This window comes from Pseudarthrobacter polychromogenes, from assembly GCF_014644495.1.
GTDB classification, from domain to species: domain Bacteria; phylum Actinomycetota; class Actinomycetes; order Actinomycetales; family Micrococcaceae; genus Arthrobacter; species Arthrobacter polychromogenes.
The window spans coordinates 25,798-42,449 of the sequence record NZ_BMKU01000002.1; the positions used below are offsets into that span (position 1 = coordinate 25,798).

The 16,652-nt window shown below is 68.2% G+C and carries 15 protein-coding genes; 8 read left to right on the forward strand and 7 right to left on the reverse strand.

Annotated elements, in window-relative coordinates; all coding sequences use genetic code 11:
- Nucleotides 1-5: 5 nt before the first annotated feature.
- Nucleotides 6-782 carry an SDR family NAD(P)-dependent oxidoreductase gene (locus IEX43_RS03430; protein WP_188809100.1) on the reverse strand — a complete coding sequence of 259 codons (777 nt, stop codon included), beginning with the start codon at nucleotides 780-782 and terminating at the stop codon, nucleotides 6-8.
- Nucleotides 779-1,513: a FadR/GntR family transcriptional regulator gene (locus IEX43_RS03435; RefSeq protein ID WP_192043687.1), complete on the reverse strand. Its 735-nt coding sequence runs from the start codon at nucleotides 1,511-1,513 to the stop codon at nucleotides 779-781. The genes IEX43_RS03430 and IEX43_RS03435 overlap by 4 nt, the downstream gene beginning before the upstream one ends.
- Nucleotides 1,514-1,658: 145 nt before the next feature.
- Here IEX43_RS03435 and IEX43_RS03440 point away from each other — a divergent pair, with 145 nt between their 5' ends.
- The 3 genes from IEX43_RS03440 (at nucleotide 1,659) to IEX43_RS20200 (ending at nucleotide 4,953) form a co-directional block, all read left to right on the forward strand.
- A complete protein-coding gene (locus tag IEX43_RS03440; RefSeq protein ID WP_229666296.1) occupies nucleotides 1,659-3,152 on the forward strand; it encodes a GntP family permease in 1,494 nt (497 codons plus the stop codon).
- Nucleotides 3,153-3,317: 165 nt separating this feature from the next.
- Entirely contained in the window at nucleotides 3,318-4,100 is a 783-nt protein-coding gene (locus tag IEX43_RS03445; RefSeq protein WP_188809103.1) for an SDR family oxidoreductase, read from the forward strand.
- A gap of 148 nt (nucleotides 4,101-4,248) precedes the next feature.
- A complete protein-coding gene (locus IEX43_RS20200) occupies nucleotides 4,249-4,953 on the forward strand; it encodes a hypothetical protein (protein WP_229666297.1) in 705 nt (234 codons plus the stop codon).
- 133 nt (nucleotides 4,954-5,086) lie between these two features.
- On the opposite strand, the gene IEX43_RS03455 is transcribed toward IEX43_RS20200, so the two are convergent.
- The gene (locus IEX43_RS03455; protein WP_188809104.1) at nucleotides 5,087-6,676 is read right to left on the reverse strand and encodes an alkaline phosphatase D family protein; all 1,590 of its coding nucleotides are present in this window, start codon (nucleotides 6,674-6,676) and stop codon (nucleotides 5,087-5,089) included.
- 162 nt (nucleotides 6,677-6,838) lie between these two features.
- Between IEX43_RS03455 and IEX43_RS20490 the strand changes: the two genes are divergently transcribed.
- Complete coding sequence (locus IEX43_RS20490; RefSeq protein ID WP_308422197.1) at nucleotides 6,839-7,567, forward strand: S8 family serine peptidase; 729 nt, start codon at nucleotides 6,839-6,841, stop codon at nucleotides 7,565-7,567.
- 19 nt (nucleotides 7,568-7,586) lie between these two features.
- Nucleotides 7,587-8,072, forward strand: a complete 486-nt coding sequence (locus tag IEX43_RS20495; protein ID WP_308422198.1) for a S8 family serine peptidase — start codon at nucleotides 7,587-7,589, stop codon at nucleotides 8,070-8,072.
- 20 nt (nucleotides 8,073-8,092) lie between these two features.
- On the opposite strand, the gene IEX43_RS03465 is transcribed toward IEX43_RS20495, so the two are convergent.
- The gene (locus IEX43_RS03465) at nucleotides 8,093-8,512 is read right to left on the reverse strand and encodes a hypothetical protein (protein WP_229666298.1); all 420 of its coding nucleotides are present in this window, start codon (nucleotides 8,510-8,512) and stop codon (nucleotides 8,093-8,095) included.
- Between the two features lie 41 nt (nucleotides 8,513-8,553).
- Nucleotides 8,554-9,879 (reverse strand): GAF domain-containing protein, encoded by a 1,326-nt coding sequence (locus tag IEX43_RS03470; protein WP_188809105.1) that lies wholly within the window; start codon nucleotides 9,877-9,879, stop codon nucleotides 8,554-8,556.
- 172 nt (nucleotides 9,880-10,051) lie between these two features.
- On the opposite strand from IEX43_RS03470, the gene IEX43_RS03475 reads away from it, so the two are divergent.
- The 3 genes from IEX43_RS03475 to IEX43_RS03485 all read left to right on the forward strand — a co-directional run bounded on the left by IEX43_RS03475 (nucleotide 10,052) and on the right by IEX43_RS03485 (nucleotide 14,828).
- The gene (locus tag IEX43_RS03475; RefSeq protein ID WP_188809106.1) at nucleotides 10,052-11,851 is read left to right on the forward strand and encodes an NAD(P)/FAD-dependent oxidoreductase; all 1,800 of its coding nucleotides are present in this window, start codon (nucleotides 10,052-10,054) and stop codon (nucleotides 11,849-11,851) included.
- Between the two features lie 15 nt (nucleotides 11,852-11,866).
- Complete coding sequence (locus tag IEX43_RS03480) at nucleotides 11,867-12,922, forward strand: 2,3-butanediol dehydrogenase (RefSeq protein ID WP_188809107.1); 1,056 nt, start codon at nucleotides 11,867-11,869, stop codon at nucleotides 12,920-12,922.
- 70 nt (nucleotides 12,923-12,992) lie between these two features.
- On the forward strand, nucleotides 12,993-14,828 hold the full coding sequence (locus IEX43_RS03485) for a gamma-glutamyltransferase family protein (RefSeq protein WP_188809108.1): 1,836 nt from the start codon (nucleotides 12,993-12,995) through the stop codon (nucleotides 14,826-14,828).
- A 35-nt stretch (nucleotides 14,829-14,863) separates the two neighbouring features.
- Here IEX43_RS03485 and IEX43_RS03490 read toward each other — a convergent pair whose 3' ends face one another.
- Complete coding sequence (locus IEX43_RS03490) at nucleotides 14,864-16,330, reverse strand: multicopper oxidase family protein (RefSeq protein WP_188809109.1); 1,467 nt, start codon at nucleotides 16,328-16,330, stop codon at nucleotides 14,864-14,866.
- Nucleotides 16,330-16,599: an SHOCT domain-containing protein gene (locus IEX43_RS03495; RefSeq protein ID WP_188809110.1), complete on the reverse strand. Its 270-nt coding sequence runs from the start codon at nucleotides 16,597-16,599 to the stop codon at nucleotides 16,330-16,332. Before IEX43_RS03495 ends, IEX43_RS03490 begins: the two co-directional genes overlap by 1 nt.
- Nucleotides 16,600-16,652: the final 53 nt, after the last annotated feature.

Below are 16,652 nucleotides of genomic sequence, written 5' to 3' on the forward strand. Positions count from 1 at the left end.
GAAGCCTAGGAAATCTGCAGTCCACCGTTGATGTCGTAGGTGGCCGCGGTGATGAAGCCGGCGTCCTCGCCCATGAGGAAGGCCATCAACGCCGCCATGTCGTTCACGGTTCCCACGCGGCCCACCAGGATGTCCTTGGACATCTCCTTCTTCCGCTCGTCCGTCAGCGTGCCGCCCATGATGTCCGTGTCCACGGGCCCCGGGGCGATGCAGTTGACGGTGATGCCGTGCTCGCCCATCTCGCGGGCCAGGGCGCGGGTGAAGCCGATGATCCCGGCCTTGGCGGAGCTGTACGCAACCTTGGAGTAGGTGCCGCCGCCGCGCTGGGCGGAGATGGAGGAGATGCTCACAACCCGGCCAAGCTTCCGGTCAATCATGCCGCCAAGGACGCGCTGGGTTACCAGGAAGGTCCCGGTCATGTTGATCGCGAAGACCCGCTCCCAGCCTTCCTTGGTTTCCTCCATGAAGGGCCGCGGGGAGCTGATGCCGGCGATGTTGGCCAGGGCCACGATGGGAGGCAGTTCCGCCTCCACCCGGCTGACGGCGGCATCGATGGACGCCTCGTCCGAGACATCCGTCTTCAGTCCCAGCGCCTGCACGCCGTGCTTGTCCCCGATCTCCTTGGCAGCCAGGGCGGCAGCCTCGCCGTCGATGTCCAGGATGGCGATGTTCCAGCCCTCGCGGGCCAGCCTGTCTGCAGTCGCGCGGCCAATGCCGCGCTCCGAGGCGGCGCCGGTCAGGACGGCCGTGCGTGCAGCGGGAAAAACGGTGGTTCCGGTCATGCTGGTTCAACTCCTGTGTTGGATTCCTTGGCTTTGATGAAGCGTGCGTAGTCGTCGTAGGTCTGGTTGATGTGCTCGTCCATGGCCTTGCGGGCTGTTTCCGCTTCTCCCGTGGCAATCGCCGCCAGGACCAGCCGGTGGTGCTCCAGCGCATGGCGCTGGACTTCGGGAAACGCAGAGGTTTCCCGGCGCGTGGTGTAGAGCAGGTGGCCCAGCTGGCCCAGCAGCGCCGGGAGGAACGGGTTCGCCGAAGCCCTGAACACCACGTTGTGGAAGGCAAGGTCCGCCAGGGTCACGGCGTCCAGGTCTGCGGCCTCATGCGCCGTTTCCAGGTCCGCAATCGCCTTCTCCATGGCGGCAAAATGCTCGGCCGTGGCGTGCCTGGCTGCGAGTTCGGCGGCCCCGGTTTCCATGATGCGGCGGACCTCGAGGAGCTTCAGCGCTGCCTCGTCAATCCCGGTGCCGCGGGCGGCTGCCCGGAGGATGGCCTCCAGCCCCGTCCATTCCTCGGGCGGATTCACGTAGGTCCCCAGGCCGCGCCGGACCGTCACGATGTTCTGGGCCTGCAGGGTCTTCAGGGCCTCGCGGACCGTCAGCCGGCTCACATCGGCGGACTTGGCGAGCTCCGCCTCCGCCGGCAGCGACGACTGGGGCGGAAGGTCGCCGGAGAGCACGCGTTCCAGAAGCTCGGCGAAGACCGAGTCAGCAAGTGTCTGGCGGCTCACCGGCATCCCTCCTCCATTGGCTTGTCAGATGTCTTATGTCCGGATAGTGTGGCACCCGTCACTCGACGGAGTCAATTCCAAAAGGCACTGGCGCCATTCGAGGAGAGCCGGGCAGCGCGCCCGGGCTCTTGTCCCCAAGGAGTACATCAACGTGGATATACAACTGCTACTTGCGCTGGTACTGGGCATCGCGACCATCGTCGTGCTCGTACTGCGCACCCGGCTCGACGCGTTCGTCGCGCTGCTCATCGCCGCCCTCGTGACCGGCCTCGTGGCCGGCCAGAGCCCCCTCGACATCGTCAAGGCCATCACCACCGGCTTCGGCAACACCCTTGCCTCGATCGGCATCGTGATCGGCCTGGGTGTGGCCATCGGCAAGATCCTCGAAGTCTCCGGCGCCGCCAACGCGCTGGCCCTGGCCTTCCTGCGGCTGTTCGGCAAGGGCCGGGAGCCCTGGGCCATGGGCACCGTGGGCGCCCTGGTGTCCATCCCGGTCTTCTGCGACTCCGGCTACGTGATCATGAACCCGCTGGCCCGTTCCATCGCGCGGGTCAAGCGCGCCGGCTACGTGACGCTGGCCCTGGCACTGGGCGTCGGCATGACCCTGACTCACCACCTGGTCCCGCCCACCCCCGGCCCCCTGGCCGTCACCGGCCTGCTGGGCGCGGACCTGGGAGCTGTCATCCTCACCGGCCTGGTGTTCACCGTCCTGCTCCTTCCCATTGCCGTGACCTACGCCAAGTGGATGGGACCCAAGCTCGAAAGTTCCGTCACCGAGGAGGTCCGCGAGGCCGTCTACGGCCGCGCCGCGCTGGTGGGTGCCGCTGAGGGATCCCACCACGGCAGCACCGGAACCATGACCGACGACGACGCCGCCGCCCCCGCGCAGGAGGACCTGCCGGACGATCCCGAGCTGGACCTGGGCACCCCGCCCGAGGGCGCCAAGCCGCACCGCGTGGGTGCGTTCCTCGCTTCCCTGCCCCTCCTGGTCCCGCTGCTGCTGATCGTGCTGAACACGGTCACCGGCGCCATCGACCAGAACGCCCAGGGCGTAGTGGGCGGCACGTACGAGCCGTCCGCCTGGGTTGTTCCCTTCGCCTTCATCGGCAACCCGGTGATCGCGCTGATCATCGGCGTCCTCCTCGCGGTCTACGTGCTGCTGCCGCGGTGGACTCCGCGCAGCCGGGTCCAGCACTGGTTTGCCGAGGCTGCCGCCTCCGCCGGGCTCATCCTGCTGATCACCGGTGCCGGCGGAGCGCTGGGACAGGTGCTCCGCAGCTCGGGCGTGGGTGACGCCCTGGCCGAGGCCATCGCCGCCACGGCCCTGCCCGCGTTCCTGGTGCCGTTCCTGGTGGCCACCCTGGTCCGGCTGGCCCAGGGCTCGGGCACGGTGGCAATGATCACCGCCGCCTCCGTCACCGCCCCGCTGGTTGGCACGCTGGGCATCGACCCGCTGGTGGCGGCCATGGCCTGCACCGCCGGATCCATGATCCTGAGCTACTTCAACGATTCCTACTTCTGGGTGGTCACCCGGTTCACCGGGCTCGAAGGCACCGCAGCGCTCCGCGGCTGGTCCGGCATCACCACCGCCGTGTGGGCCGGTTCCATCCCGCTGCTGTTCATCCTGAACCTCATCCTGGGCTGAGCCGCTCCACTGTAGGACACGCTGACCAAGCGCCGGAAGGGCCTGGGTCCGGTTTCAAACCGGGCCCAGGCCCTTCCGCGTTCGGGGGCCCTTGGACTCTGGCCGCACGGCGGGCAGGCGGGCACAGTGGAACCACATGCTGGCTGGCCAGGGAAAGAAGACACCATGCCCCGCACATCTGTCCTCACCGGCGCTGCCTCGGGCATCGGGAAGGCAACCAAGGACCTGCTTGAGCAGCGGGGCGAACGGGTCATTGGGGTGGACATCCACGACGCCGAGGTGGTGGTGGACCTTTCCACCGCTGAAGGGCGCGCAGCCCTGGTCCAAGAGGCAGGCAGGCTCAGCGGCGGATCCATCGATGCCATCTACGCCGTCGCCGGCCTGGCCGTCCCGGCGCCCGCCACCGTGGCCGTGAACTACTTCGGCACGGTGGCCACCCTTGAAGGCCTCCGCCCCCTTCTGGCGGGATCGGAGGCTCCACGGGCCGTCCTCGTTTCTTCGATGGCCGCCCTCCTGCCCAGCGACGGTGAGCTCGTTGCTCTGCTGACGGCGGGGGATGAGCCCGCTGCCATGGCACGCGCTGAGGTCCTGGCCAGGGATCCGGCGAGTACGGGACAGCTGATCTACGCGTCGGCCAAGCTGGCGCTCTCCCGGTGGGTCCGCCGCGAGGCCGCCACGCCGGCGTGGGCCGGGGCCGGCATCCCGCTCAATGCCGCGGCGCCCGGCATCATCGCCACCCCGATGACAGCCGACCTCATCGCCACCCCGGCACGGCGGGAGCAGCTGCTTAATGTGGTCCCGATGCCGCTGAACGGGATCGCCGAGCCCACCGTCGTTGCCCGCCTGCTGGCGTGGCTCAACAGCGAGGAGAACACACACCTGTGCGGACAGGTCATCTATGTTGACGGCGGCAGCGACGCCGTCCTGCGGGGCGACTCCGTCTGGTGACCAGGTGCCCGGCCACGCGAGGCTCTGTACGCGTTTGCGTAACTCTTGACTGCGCGGGTACACGGAACCCGCGCCAACGCTTGGGCCCGCAGCAGCAGCGGACCCAAAAGTTTCGCATTTCGGTAACGCCAGCACCCCAAGGAGCATCATGACCAGGCCCAGGCTTTCGGCATTCAGCGTTCTCACCTTCAGCGCCCTGGTCATCCTCACAGGCTGCTTCGGCCCGCCGGCCCCGGCGCCCACGGGTACCTCCACCGCAACAACAACGACGGCGGCACCCACCACCAGCCCAGCCGCACCAACGACGGCGAGCCCCACCGCGGCGACCAGCCCGCCGGCGGCCCCGCCCTCCACAGCCGCCGCCCCGCCGTCGTCCGCCCCCACAAGCCCGCCGCCCACAAGCCCGCCGCCCACCGAGGAACCTGCCCCGGGAGGGCTTCCGGAACAGGTGGCCCCGCTGACCATCTATTACGTTGCCGTGGACGACAACGGCGTCTCCGGTCCCTTGATCGGCTGCGGCGACAGCCTCGTGGCCACCACCACGGCGCCGGTCCGCTTCACGGACCAGGTGCGTCCCAGCGTCGAGGCCCTGCTTTCGAACAAGAGCCGCGACGTCGGCCTCTCGGGGCTTGTGAATGTCCTGTACCAGTCCAGCCTTACCTACGCCGGCGGGGAGCTGGCCGGCAGCACCATCACCATTTACCTCACCGGGCAGTTCATGCTGGGCGGCGTGTGCGACATTCCCCGTGCGAAGGCGCAGCTGGAGTACACGGCCATGGCCGCGGCCGGGGCCACGAGCGCCCAGGTGTTCGTCAACGGCCGCCCCATCGACGAGGTACTGAGCCTCAAGTAATGCCCGCAGAGGGCGCAGGGCGGTGACGCTCACCGGGCAGCCGGCGCAGAAGCCTTCACGCTGACTGCACACAGGCGGCGGGGCGGCCAGCAGAAATGCCGGCCGCCCCGCCGTCGTACGTCCTTCTCAGAGGCTACCCCCGCGCCTGCAGCCCCGGAACCCCGTCCTGGATGGCAAAGGACGCCTTCGTCGAAACCGGTGCGCCCGGCGTCGTGACGTAGTCCAGCGTGCGGAAGTCCGCCGTCATCGAGTCGCGGGTGATGCGCGTGTTCACGTAGCCGCGGTTGTCATTGAAGAACTTCAGGTGCGGGTTCCACGCCATGACCGGATCGGCTGTGGAGCCGGTGCCGTTGCCGGTGGAGGTGATGGACGTGCACACCAGTTCTGAACCCACCACGGGCGAGGCCGGATCCTTGTAGTCCACCTTGAGGTCATTGGCCCAGTTGCGGTGCACATCGCCGGTGAGTACGACGGCGTTGCGCACCTTCGCGTCCAGCCAGCCCTGGGTGATGCGGCGGCGGGAGGCGGCGTACCCGTCCCAGCCGTCCATGGAGACGTCGTCAATCTCCAGCGCCTGCGCGCGGTCACGCTCGGCGAAGAACACCTGCTGGCCCAGGATGTCCCAGCGCTGGGTGGAGTTCCGGAACCCGTCCAGCAGCCACTTCTCCTGCTCCGCGCCGGTGATGGTCCGGTTCTCCGCGAGCCGTTCGGCCACGTTCTTCTTCCAGCCGTCACCGGCCAGCTGGTCGTCGCGGTACTGCCGGGTGTCCATCATGTGGAAGTTGGCCAGCTGGCCCCACTGGATGGTGCGGTAGATCTTCATGTCGAACCCGGCCGGCACGGAGGACCTCCGCAGCGGCATGTTCTCGTAGTACGCCTGGAACGCGGCGGCGCGGCGCTGGCGGAACCGCTCAGTGGTGTCGTTGAGCTGGCCGGCGTCCCTGTTCTCCGGAATTTCGTCCGCCCAGTTGTTGTCCACCTCGTGGTCATCCCACACCACAAGCCAAGGTGCCACCGCGTGCGCGGCCTGCAGGTCGGCGTCGGACTTGTACTGCGCGTGCCGCTGCCGGTAGCCCTGCAGCGTGGTGGTCTCCGGGCCCTGGTGGTCGCGCGGGTTGCCGCCGCCGATCACGTAGCTGTCCTTCTTGTACTCGTAGAGGTAGTCGCCCAGGTGCAGCACCAGGTCCGGCTGGTCCTCGGCCAGGCGCGTGTAGGCGGTGAAGTAGCCGTGCTCATACTGCGAACAGCTGGCGAACGCCATGGCCAGCGCGGCCGGCGTCTCGTGCGGCGCGGGGCTGGTGAGCGTGCGGCCCACCTGGCTGAGGTGGCGTCCGCTGCGGAAGCGGTAGAAGTACTCGCGGCCGGGCTTGAGGCCCTGGAGCTCCACGTGGACGGAATGGGCGGTTTCAATCCGGGCGTGCTCGACGCCGCGGGCTACTACGGCGCGCATGCCCGCGTCCTCAGCCACTTCCCAGGCCACGGGGACCTGGCGTGCGGGCATGCCGCCGAGGCCGTCCTCGGCCAGCGGGTCCAGTGCGAGGCGCGTCCAGATCACGAAGCCGTCCGGCCACGGCTCGCCCGACGCTATGCCGAGCATGAAGGGATCGGTGCGGAGGCCGGCGTCGTCCGCTGTGGAAACGGCGACGGCGGCACCTGGCAGGGCGGCGACGAGTCCGGCACCCAGGCCGGCGGAAATCAGGGATCTGCGGGAGATGTTGTCCATGCGTTCGAACCTAGGGACGGCGGTTGGACAGGTCCTGAGGGGAATATGAATCAGCGGTTAACTGCGTGGCAAGAGATGTTATTTGTCCGGAATCACTCGGCTTAGTCCACCTCTCCACGAAGGGCCCTATCCAGCCAGGGCTGCGAGGAGCAAACTGACGGGATGAAAAGACTCCTGACGGCAGGTTTCGCAGCGGCCGCGATGGTGCTGGGCGGAATCACCCTGGCAGCCCCCGGCACCGCAGCCGAACCGTCCCACATCGCCGGGCAGATCATGGTCAAGTTCCGGGACCACGCCGCGGCGGCCGCCGTTCTGCGGGGGTACGGACTTAGTAACGGACCTGAAATCGGCGGCACCGGCGCCCGCCTGATCAAGGTCCCTGCGGGCAAGGAACTCCAGCTCATCGAAGCGCTGGACCGCAACCCTGCCGTCGACTACGCCGAGGCAGACGAGATTGTTACGGCCGCGTCAAACGACCAGTACTTCAGCCGCCAGTACGCCCTCAACAACACAGGCCAGTCGTTCACAAACACCGCCGGCACACTGACTATCAGCGCGGGCAAGGCAGACGCTGACGTGGACGCCGTCGAAGCGTGGGGCGTCACCAAGGGCGCCGGCGTCAGGGTTGCCGTCCTCGACTCGGGAGTCGCCAGCGACAACCCGGACATCGCACCGAAGGTTTTGGCACGGGCCAACTTCAGCGGTGCCAGCACCGGCGAGGACAACTACGGCCACGGCACGCACGTGTCCGGAACTGTTGCCGCCACCGCCGGCAACACCATTGGCGTTGCCGGGGTGTGCCCGGGGTGCAGCATCCTGGACGGCAAAGTCCTCAATGACAGCGGCGTCGGAGCTCAGGCCTCGCGAACGAATCAACTGGTCCGTCAATAACGGGGCGAAAGTGATCAACATGAGCCTTGGGGTGCGGGCATCACGCACTCTCGAAACAGCCGTCAACAACGCGTGGAACAAGGGCGCCGTGCTGGTGGCCGCTGCCGGGAACGGCGGGAACCAGACCAAGATCTATCCGGCCGGGTATCCCAACGTCATGGCCGTCGCCGCCACGGACAACTTCGACGCCAAGGCATCCTTCTCCACCTACGGGGCAAGCTGGGTGGACATCGCCGCCCCCGGCGTCAACGTCTACTCCACCTTCCCGAACCACAAGTTCTACCTGGGAACACAGAACAACCGCTCGCTGGGCTACGACGTGGGCAACGGCACCTCGATGTCCTCCCCGATTGTGGCTGCCACCGCCGCGCTCGCCTGGAGCGTCAACCCCGGAGCTGACAACAAGGCCATCCGGGAGAAGGTCCAATCAAGCGCCGACAAGATCTCCGGCACCGGCACCTACTGGGCCAACGGCCGCGTGAACGCGAACAACGCAGTCCGGTAAGTGCGCCCGCAGGGTGAAACCTAGGACCCAGTTGCCCGTCCGCGGCGGAGGTTTTTCAGGTGGAGGTAGGCCATCAGCACCAACAGGGGAGTGTGGATGGCCGGCAAGTTGTGGGCGAACCACCGGGGCAGGTAGATGTCCGTGACCGAGCCGGACTCGGCGCCGTACCGCTTGGCCAGGCCAGTGAGGGGGCAGCGGAACCCGTTTCCGGCGAACACCAGGGTCTCGGCGGTGACCACTGCAGCGGCTACGCCCGCACGCTTGTCGGTGCGCCCGGCCAGGCCGGTGATGAGCAGATAAACAACGCACGACTCAATCGACAGCCACGCCAGGGTATGGACTGCCTTGATGGCGACGACGGCAGCATGGTTGGTCTTTGTCCCATTGCCGGCAGCGTCACATTGCCGCAGCCGGAGGCTCCGCCGGGGTGTCCTGCTCACCCCTGCAACTTCCCACGTGATCCCTCGGGTGCGGAAGTGCCTTAGGTCCCGCCCATGGCGAGTTTTGCTTCTGCCGCTGCCGCTCCCGCGCTGAATGACAGATACCGTGCATCGCTCCTGCCCACCAGTTTCCCCAACGCCTCCACCGCCTGCATGTCCGCCGAGCCCATGTCCGTGGACAGCCAGCGGATGATCAGCGCGGGGTCTGTGCTGGCACGAACGGCCGCTCCCAGGGACAGCTCCAGCCGGTCCCGCAGGAGCTGTACCGCCATGTTTCCGGACCGGCTGAGCAGGGGAGCGCGGTAGGCTTCCAGCGCGGCAGCCACGTTGCCCCCGCGGAGCAGCCGCAGCACCTGGCCGGCATCCGATTGCCCGGTGAGCCCCTTATCCATTCGGTAAGGGTTGGACGCTATGGCATCGCCCAGCAGGGACCGGACCCGGAACATTTCCGTCCGGATGGACGCTGCGATACCCGCGTCACCGTGGAGCTCGTAGGCCAGTTCCTCGGCGCTCCAGCCCTGCGTCCGCGAATCCAGCAGCGCCAGGATCTCCGCCCGCCGCAGGGTCAGCGGCACCCGGCTGCCGTTCCGGAACACCGCCGCCGGCTGGTCGCCGAGCAGTTCAAGAGACTCGACTGCCGCCGAAGGCCGCAGTGCGGCCCTCGTCCGGGAAGGCGTCCGGGAAGCAGGAGCCAGGGAAGAGGCACCCAGGGACGCGCCGCCGTCGGACGTCCTCAACAGCGCCTCCGCCATGCTCACCGCGCACCGCACCATGCGCAGCGTGTCCGCAGTAAGGGACTCCAACGGCCCGGAGACGTCCAGCACGCCCAACAGCCTGCCGGTGGAAGGATCGGTGATGGGCGCCGCGGTGCAGGCCCACTCGTGGTGCGTGCGGACTAGGTGCTCGGCGGAGAACAGCTGCACCGGACGGCCGGTGACCAGAGCCTCGCTGATGGCGTTGGTGCCGATTCCCGCCTCGGACCAGTCCGCGCCCTCGGAGAACTCCAGCCGGTCCGCCCGCCGGAGCACCTGGGCGCTGCCCACCCGCCACAGGATCTCGCCGCCTGCGTCCGTCAGCACCAGGAGGTGCCGTCCGTCGCTGGAGTCATCGGCCAGGAGCTCGCTGAGCGCCGGCATGACCTGCTGCAGCCGGTGCTCCCGCCGCAGCTCCAGGACCTCGGACACCTCATGCAGGTGGCGGGGGCTGTGCTGGTCAGGGCTGATGCCCAGCGCCATGGAGCGGCGCCACGAGCTGGCCAGCAGTTCCGGGATTTCGGGCCGCGGAACGCCGGAGATCACCAGTTCATGGGCGCGGCGCAGCACCCGCGAATACGCCGCCGGGTCCGAGAACTTCAGGCCGTGGTCCATGGCTCCCTTCCACCGCCGTCGCCTTCGCCCGGCGGTGTTGCATGCAACGCTGCTGTAACCCCCACTGCGTTTCACTGGGGTGACGCAGCTCACGCCCGCCCAGCATATCGCAGGGTGCAGGACGGAAACGGGGCCGCCCCAACACCACGGACCATCACACAAAGGAGTGGACATGACCGAATCACCAACGGCCGCCGCGCAGGCCTGGCTGACGTCACTGGATGAGGCCCTGCAGCGGCGCGACGTGGAGGCGGCGCTGGAGCTTTTCGGGGACGACAGCTACTGGCGGGACTTCGTGGCCTTCACCTGGAACATCAAGACGCTCGAAGGCAAAGCCGACATCCGGCGGATGCTGGAAGCCACCCTTGACCGGGTCCAGCCCGCCAACTGGGCCCTGGCCGAGGACGCCACGGGCAGTACGGGCGTTGATGGAACCGTGGAAGCCTGGATAGCTTTCGAAACCGGCGCTGCCCGCGGCTACGGCCACCTGCGGCTGCGGGACGGCAAGTGCTGGACGCTGCTCACCACCATGCAGGAACTCAAGGGCTTCGAGGAGAAGAAGGGCCCGCGCCGCGACCAGGGGGTGGCGCACGAGATCGTCAGGGGGCGCCGGTCCTGGCTGGAGCTCAAGGAGGAGCAGGAGGCGAAACTCGGGTACGAAGAGCAGCCCTACTGCGTGATCATTGGCGGCGGGCAGGGCGGGATCGGCCTCGCGGCGCGGCTGCGGCGGCTGGGTGTGCCCACCATCATCATCGAGAAAAACCAGAAGCCCGGGGACTCCTGGCGGAACCGCTACAAGTCCCTGCACCTGCACGACCCCGTCTGGTACGACCACCTGCCCTACCTGCAGTTCCCGGACGACTGGCCCGTCTTCGCCGCCAAGGACAAGATCGGCGACTGGCTGGAGCACTACACCCGCATCATGGAGCTGAACTACTGGTCCGGCACCGAGTGCGTGGACGCGGAGTACGACGACGGCACACAGGAATGGGCGGTCAACGTCCTCCGCAACGGCGAACCTGTCACCCTCCGGCCCAAGCAGCTGGTGTTCGCCCTGGGCGTCTCCGGCTACCCCAGCATCCCCACGTTCGACGGCGCCGAGAGCTTCCTGGGGGAACAGCGGCACTCCTCGCAGCACCCCGGCGGCGGGGACTGGACGGGCAAGAAGGCCGTGGTGATCGGCTCCAACAACTCCGCTCACGATATCTGCGCGGACCTCTGGGAGCACGGCGCCGACGTCACCATGGTCCAGCGCTCCTCCACCCACATCGCCCGGAGCGAATCCCTGATGGACCTGGCGTTGGGCGGTCTGTACTCGGAGAAGGCGCTGGCCAATGGGATCACCACCGAGAAGGCAGACCTCCTGTTCGCCTCGCTGCCCATGCGGATCCTGCCGGAAACCCAGGTCCCGGTGTACCAGCAGATGGCCGAGCAGGACGCGGAGTTCTACTCGCAGCTGGAGGCCGCCGGGTTCGATCTGGACTTCGGCGTGGACGGCTCCGGGCTCTTCGTGAAGTACCTGCGGCGCGGCTCCGGCTATTACATCGACGTCGGCGCCTCCCAGCTGATCATCGACGGACGGGTCAAGCTGAAGTCAGGGCAGGTCTCCAAGATCACCGGCAACGCCGTGGTCATGGCGGACGGCACGGAGCTGGAGGCCGACCTGATTGTCTACGCCACCGGCTACGGCTCAATGAACGGGTGGCTGGCTGACCTGGTCTCGCCCGAAGTAGCGGACCAGGTGGGCAAGTGCTGGGGATACGGCTCAGACACGCCAAAAGACCCTGGTCCGTGGGAGGGGGAGCTGCGCAATATGTGGAAACCAACCAACGTTCCCAACCTCTGGATCCACGGCGGCAACCTGCACCAAAGCCGGCACTACTCCTCCTACCTGGCCCTGCAGCTCAAGGCCCGGATGGAAGGGCTGGAGACGCCGGTGTACGAACTGCAGCCCAGCCACCACACCCGCTGAAAGGTAGAGACCATCATGAAGGCAGCACGTTTCCACGGACGCAAGGACATCCGCATCGAGGACATCCCGGAGCCGCAGCTCCGAGCTGGAGCGGTAAAGATCGACGTCGCGTGGTGCGGCATCTGCGGTTCAGACCTGCACGAGTACCTGGAAGGCCCCATCTTCGTCCCGGCGCCGGGCCATCCGCACCCGCTGTCCCACGAGGAGGCGCCGGTGACCATGGGGCACGAATTCTCCGGGACTGTCTCCGAAGTCGGTGAAGGCGTGGAGGGGCTGGCAGCGGGTGACAACGTCGTCGTCGAACCGTACTTTGTGGACGGTGACTGCGATATGTGCCAGGCCGGCAGCTACCATCTGTGCCGGCAGATGGGGTTCATCGGGCTCTCCGGCGGCGGCGGAGGCCTGAGCGAAACCATCGTGGTGGACAAACGGTGGGTACACCCCATCGGGGACATCCCGCTTGACGAGGCGGCGCTGATCGAGCCGCTGTCCGTGGCGCACCATGCGGTGGAGCGCAGCGGCGTGAAGGCCGGGGATACGGCGCTGGTGGGCGGATCGGGGCCGATCGGGCTGCTGACCGCCGCGGTGCTCAAGGGCATGGGTGTGACCACGATCGTCAGCGAACTGACCCAGGCCCGGAAGGAGAAGGCCACGTCCAGCGGCGTGGCGGACCATGTGCTGGACCCCAGCAAGGAGGACGTTCCGGCGCGGGTGCGGGAGCTCACCGGCGGGACCGGCGCGGACGTCGCCTTCGAGTGCGCGGGCGTAAACGCCGTGCTGGACACCATGCTCGACGCCGTCCGGCCAGGGGGCGTGGTGGTCAACGTGGCCATCTGGGGCGCGCCGGCCACGCTGGACATGCAGAAGCTTGTGCTCAAGGAGATCGACCTGCGCGGCACCATCGCCTACGTCCGCGACCACCCCGCCGTCATAAAGATGGTGCAGGAGGGCAAGGTGGACCTCAAGCCGTTCATCACCGGGAGGATCGCGCTCGATGACCTGGTGGAGCAGGGGTTCGACACCCTGATCAACCACAAGGACACGGCAGTCAAAATCCTGGTGCATCCGTAGCGGACCCCGGCCGGGAGGCGGGCGTGGCGGTCACGGCCGCGTCCCCGCCGGGTCCCTAGGATTGCACTCCATGGCGTACACACCGGCAGGCAGCTTCACCACCCGCCCCACCCTCCAGGGCACGTTCGGCATGACGGCCTCCACCCACTGGCTGGCCACGGCCTCGGCGCAGGCGGTGCTGGAGCGGGGCGGGAACGCGTTCGACGCCGCCGTGGCCGGCGCGTTCGTTCTGCACGTGGTGGAACCCCACCTGAATGGCCCGGGCGGGGACATGACGGGCGTGTTGACCACCGCCGGCAATCCCTCCGAACCCGTTGTGCTGATGGGGCAGGGACCCGCACCGGCCGCGGCAACGCGGGAGCATTACCTTGCCGAAGGGCTGGAACTGGTGCCCGGTGCCGGGGCGCTCGCCGCCGCCGTGCCCGCCGCCGTCGACGCCTGGCTGCTGCTCCTCCGCGACCACGGCACGTGGGACCTGGCGGACGTGCTGTCCTTCGCCATCGGCTACGCCAGGAAGGGGCACCCCGTCCTGGACCGCGTGGCCAGCACCATCGCCTCCGTTGCGGGGCTGTTCAGGGAGCACTGGCCGACGTCGGCCGCCCTCTGGATGCCGGACGGCAAAGTTCCCGCAGGGGGAGACATCGTTAAGAATGCGGCGTACGCGGACGTCCTTGAGCGGCTTATTGCCGCCGGCACGGATGTGGAGGACGACGGCGGCACGCCGGCGCCGCGGTCAGCGCGGATCGATGCCGCACGGCGGGAGTGGCGGGAGGGTTTCGTGGCCAAGGCGGCGGTCGCGTTCCTGGCCGAACCGCACCGCCACTCGTCCGGCACGGACCATGCCGGCGTGATGGTGGAAGCGGATTTTGCGGGATTCTCCGCCGGGTACGAGCCCGCAGCCACCCTGGAGTTCCGCGGCCACACCATTGCCAAGACTGGTCCGTGGGGCCAGGGACCGGCGCTGCTGCAGACGCTCGCGATCCTGGACGGGTTCGGCGGCGAGTACCTGGATCCCTCCACCGAGCTCGGCGCGCACACCATCCTGGAGGCGCAGAAGCTGGCCATCGCGGACCGCGAGGCGTACTACGGCGACGCCGCGGTGCCCCTGGACTACCTGTTGAGCAGGGAGTATGCCGCGGAGCGCCGGCAGCTGATCGGGGAGAAGGCCTCGCACGCGTTCCGGCCCGGCGGGGTTCCCGGCCACACGCCCTTCCTGCCGCCGCTGCGCACGGAGTACCTCCCGCCGTCGCTCGCTGCCCGCGGGGAAGGCGCGTTTGCGGGCGTGGGCGAGCCGACGGTGCAGCCCACCGGGGAAACCCGCGGCGATACCTGCCACATCGATGTGGTGGACCAGTGGGGAAACATGGTTTCAGCCACCCCGTCCGGCGGCTGGCTGCAGTCTTCCCCGGCGATCCCCGAGCTTGGCTTCTGCCTGGGATCACGGCTGCAGATGACGTGGCTGGAGGACGGCGCCCCGTCCACCCTGGCCCCCGGCAAGCGGCCGCGCACCACACTGACGCCCACGCTGGTGCTCCGGGACGGCCGGGCGGTGGCGGCTCTCGGGTCGCCGGGCGGCGACCAGCAGGACCAGTGGCAGCTGTTGTACCTGCTGCGGACGATCGTGGGCAGGTATGAGCCCCAGCAGGCCATCGACGCGCCCGCCTTCCACACCACATCCATCCCGGGCTCCTTCTGGCCCCGCACCTGGACGCCCGGCGGCGCGGTTGTCGAGGACAGGCTCGGGGACGGGGTCGTCTCCGGACTCGAGGCGCGCGGCCACATTGTGACCCGGGCGGGGGACTGGTCCCTGGGACGCCTGTCGGCTGTGGTTCGCTGTCCGGAGACGGGCGTGCTGAAGGCTGCGGCCAACCCGCGGGGCGGCCAGGGCTACGCTGCGGGGCGGTAGAACATCCGGGTAGCCGTGAGTGTTTGGTGCCTGGCTCAGCGGACGTCAATCACGCCCATCATGCCCTGGTCCTCGTGGTCAAGGATGTGGCAGTGGTACACGGAACGGCCGGTGAAACCCGTGAAACTGATCCGGACTTTCACCTGGCCGTTGGCGGGGATGTTGACCACGTCCCGCCAGGTAGCCGAGTCCGGGGCGGTCCCTGCTTCCTCGACAACCTGCATGGGCCAGACATGCAGGTGGAAGGGGTGGTCCATGGGGCTGGGGTTGAGCAGCGTCCACTCTTCCACCGTCCCTGCAGCCACAACGGTGTCCGTGCGGTCCGGATCGAAGGTCCGCCCGTTGATGGTGAATGACATCATTCCCATGCCCATCCCCATACCCGTGCCTGTTGCGAGGGTCAGTTGCCTGCGGGCTGCAACCACCGCGTTCCGCAGGTCCTCCGGTGCCGGCCGGGCGGGCATCGGCGGCGACGCCGGCGGCGCGGTGGCCGGGGTTCCGGACACCGAGAACGTTGCCAGCACCAGGTCCCCGGTGCCGTCCGGTCCGCGGGCGGCCCGCCCCATCATGCCTGCCATGCTTCCCCGGTTGTAGTAGCTGGTCCTGAGGGCGGACACACCAGCGGTGGCTGTGACCAGGACATCGGCACGGTTGCCCGGCGCAAGCAGCACCTCGTCCACCGTCTGCGGTGTGGGGAAACGGGCCAGGTCAATGCCCAGCAGCTCCCACTGCTGTCCGTCCAGCCGGAGCCGCAGGTAGCGGGCAACGCACGTGTTCACGATCCGCCACCGCTCGCGCTCGCCTGGCCGGGCGGAAAGCTCCGGGTTGCTGTGGCCGTTCACCAGAACCAGCCGGCCTTCGCGCCCGAGCATCCGGTCCATTGGTGTGGCCTCCGCCAGGGCACCTGAGCCGTCCAGGGTGATGTCCGAAACCACCAGGATGCGTTCCCGGCTGACGGCGGGCGCATCCTCTTCTTCAACGATGATGGCGCCGAAAAGGCCGGCGGAAACCTGGTCTGCCACCATGCCGTGGTGGTGGGGGTGGTACCAGTACGTTCCGGAAGGGTGGTCCGCGGGGAGGCGGTGCTCATAGCTGAACGACTGGCCCGGCGGGACCATGACGAAGACATTGTCACCATTGCCCTGGGGCGAGACGTGGAGGCCGTGGACGTGCAGGTTGGTGGGGACCCCCAGGTTGTTGACCAGCTCGATCTGGAGTGTGTCTCCGCCCCGCACCCGCAGTGTGGGGCCGGGGACGCCTCCGTTGTAACCCAGGATAGATGCCTGCAGGCCGCCGAGGGGCACCGATACGGGCGAAGCCTCGAGCCGGACATTCAGTTGTCCGTCAGTGCTGCGCAGCTCCTCCGGCTCCGCGAACCCACCGCCGGCTTCGGGGGAGAAACGGGACGTGGCCGTCCACCAGAGTCCGGCTCCGCCGGCCACCGTGGCCGCCGCTCCCAGGCCTCCCAGCAGCAGCGCCCGCCGCCGGCTGATGGCACGCATCAGGGGCCCTCGCCGAGGACCCTCAGCCGCTCGCGGTATTCCTCCTCCGCGATTTCACCCCGGGCAAAGCGTTCATCGAGGATCTGCTGCGCCCGGGTCCGGCCGGCATCGGGTCCTAGCAGTCCCCGCGGTTCAGGATGACGTTCTGACGTCCTACCGGTGCCTGACAACCGCACGGCCACGAGCACCAGCAACGCGATCCCAACGAGCAGGAGGACGCCCCAGAGCCACATCATCCAGCCCATGTTCGAGCCGTAACCCCACATCATGACCGGCGCCCTTTCGCCCGCAAACCGCTGATAGGGCGATCCTCCGCCGGTTC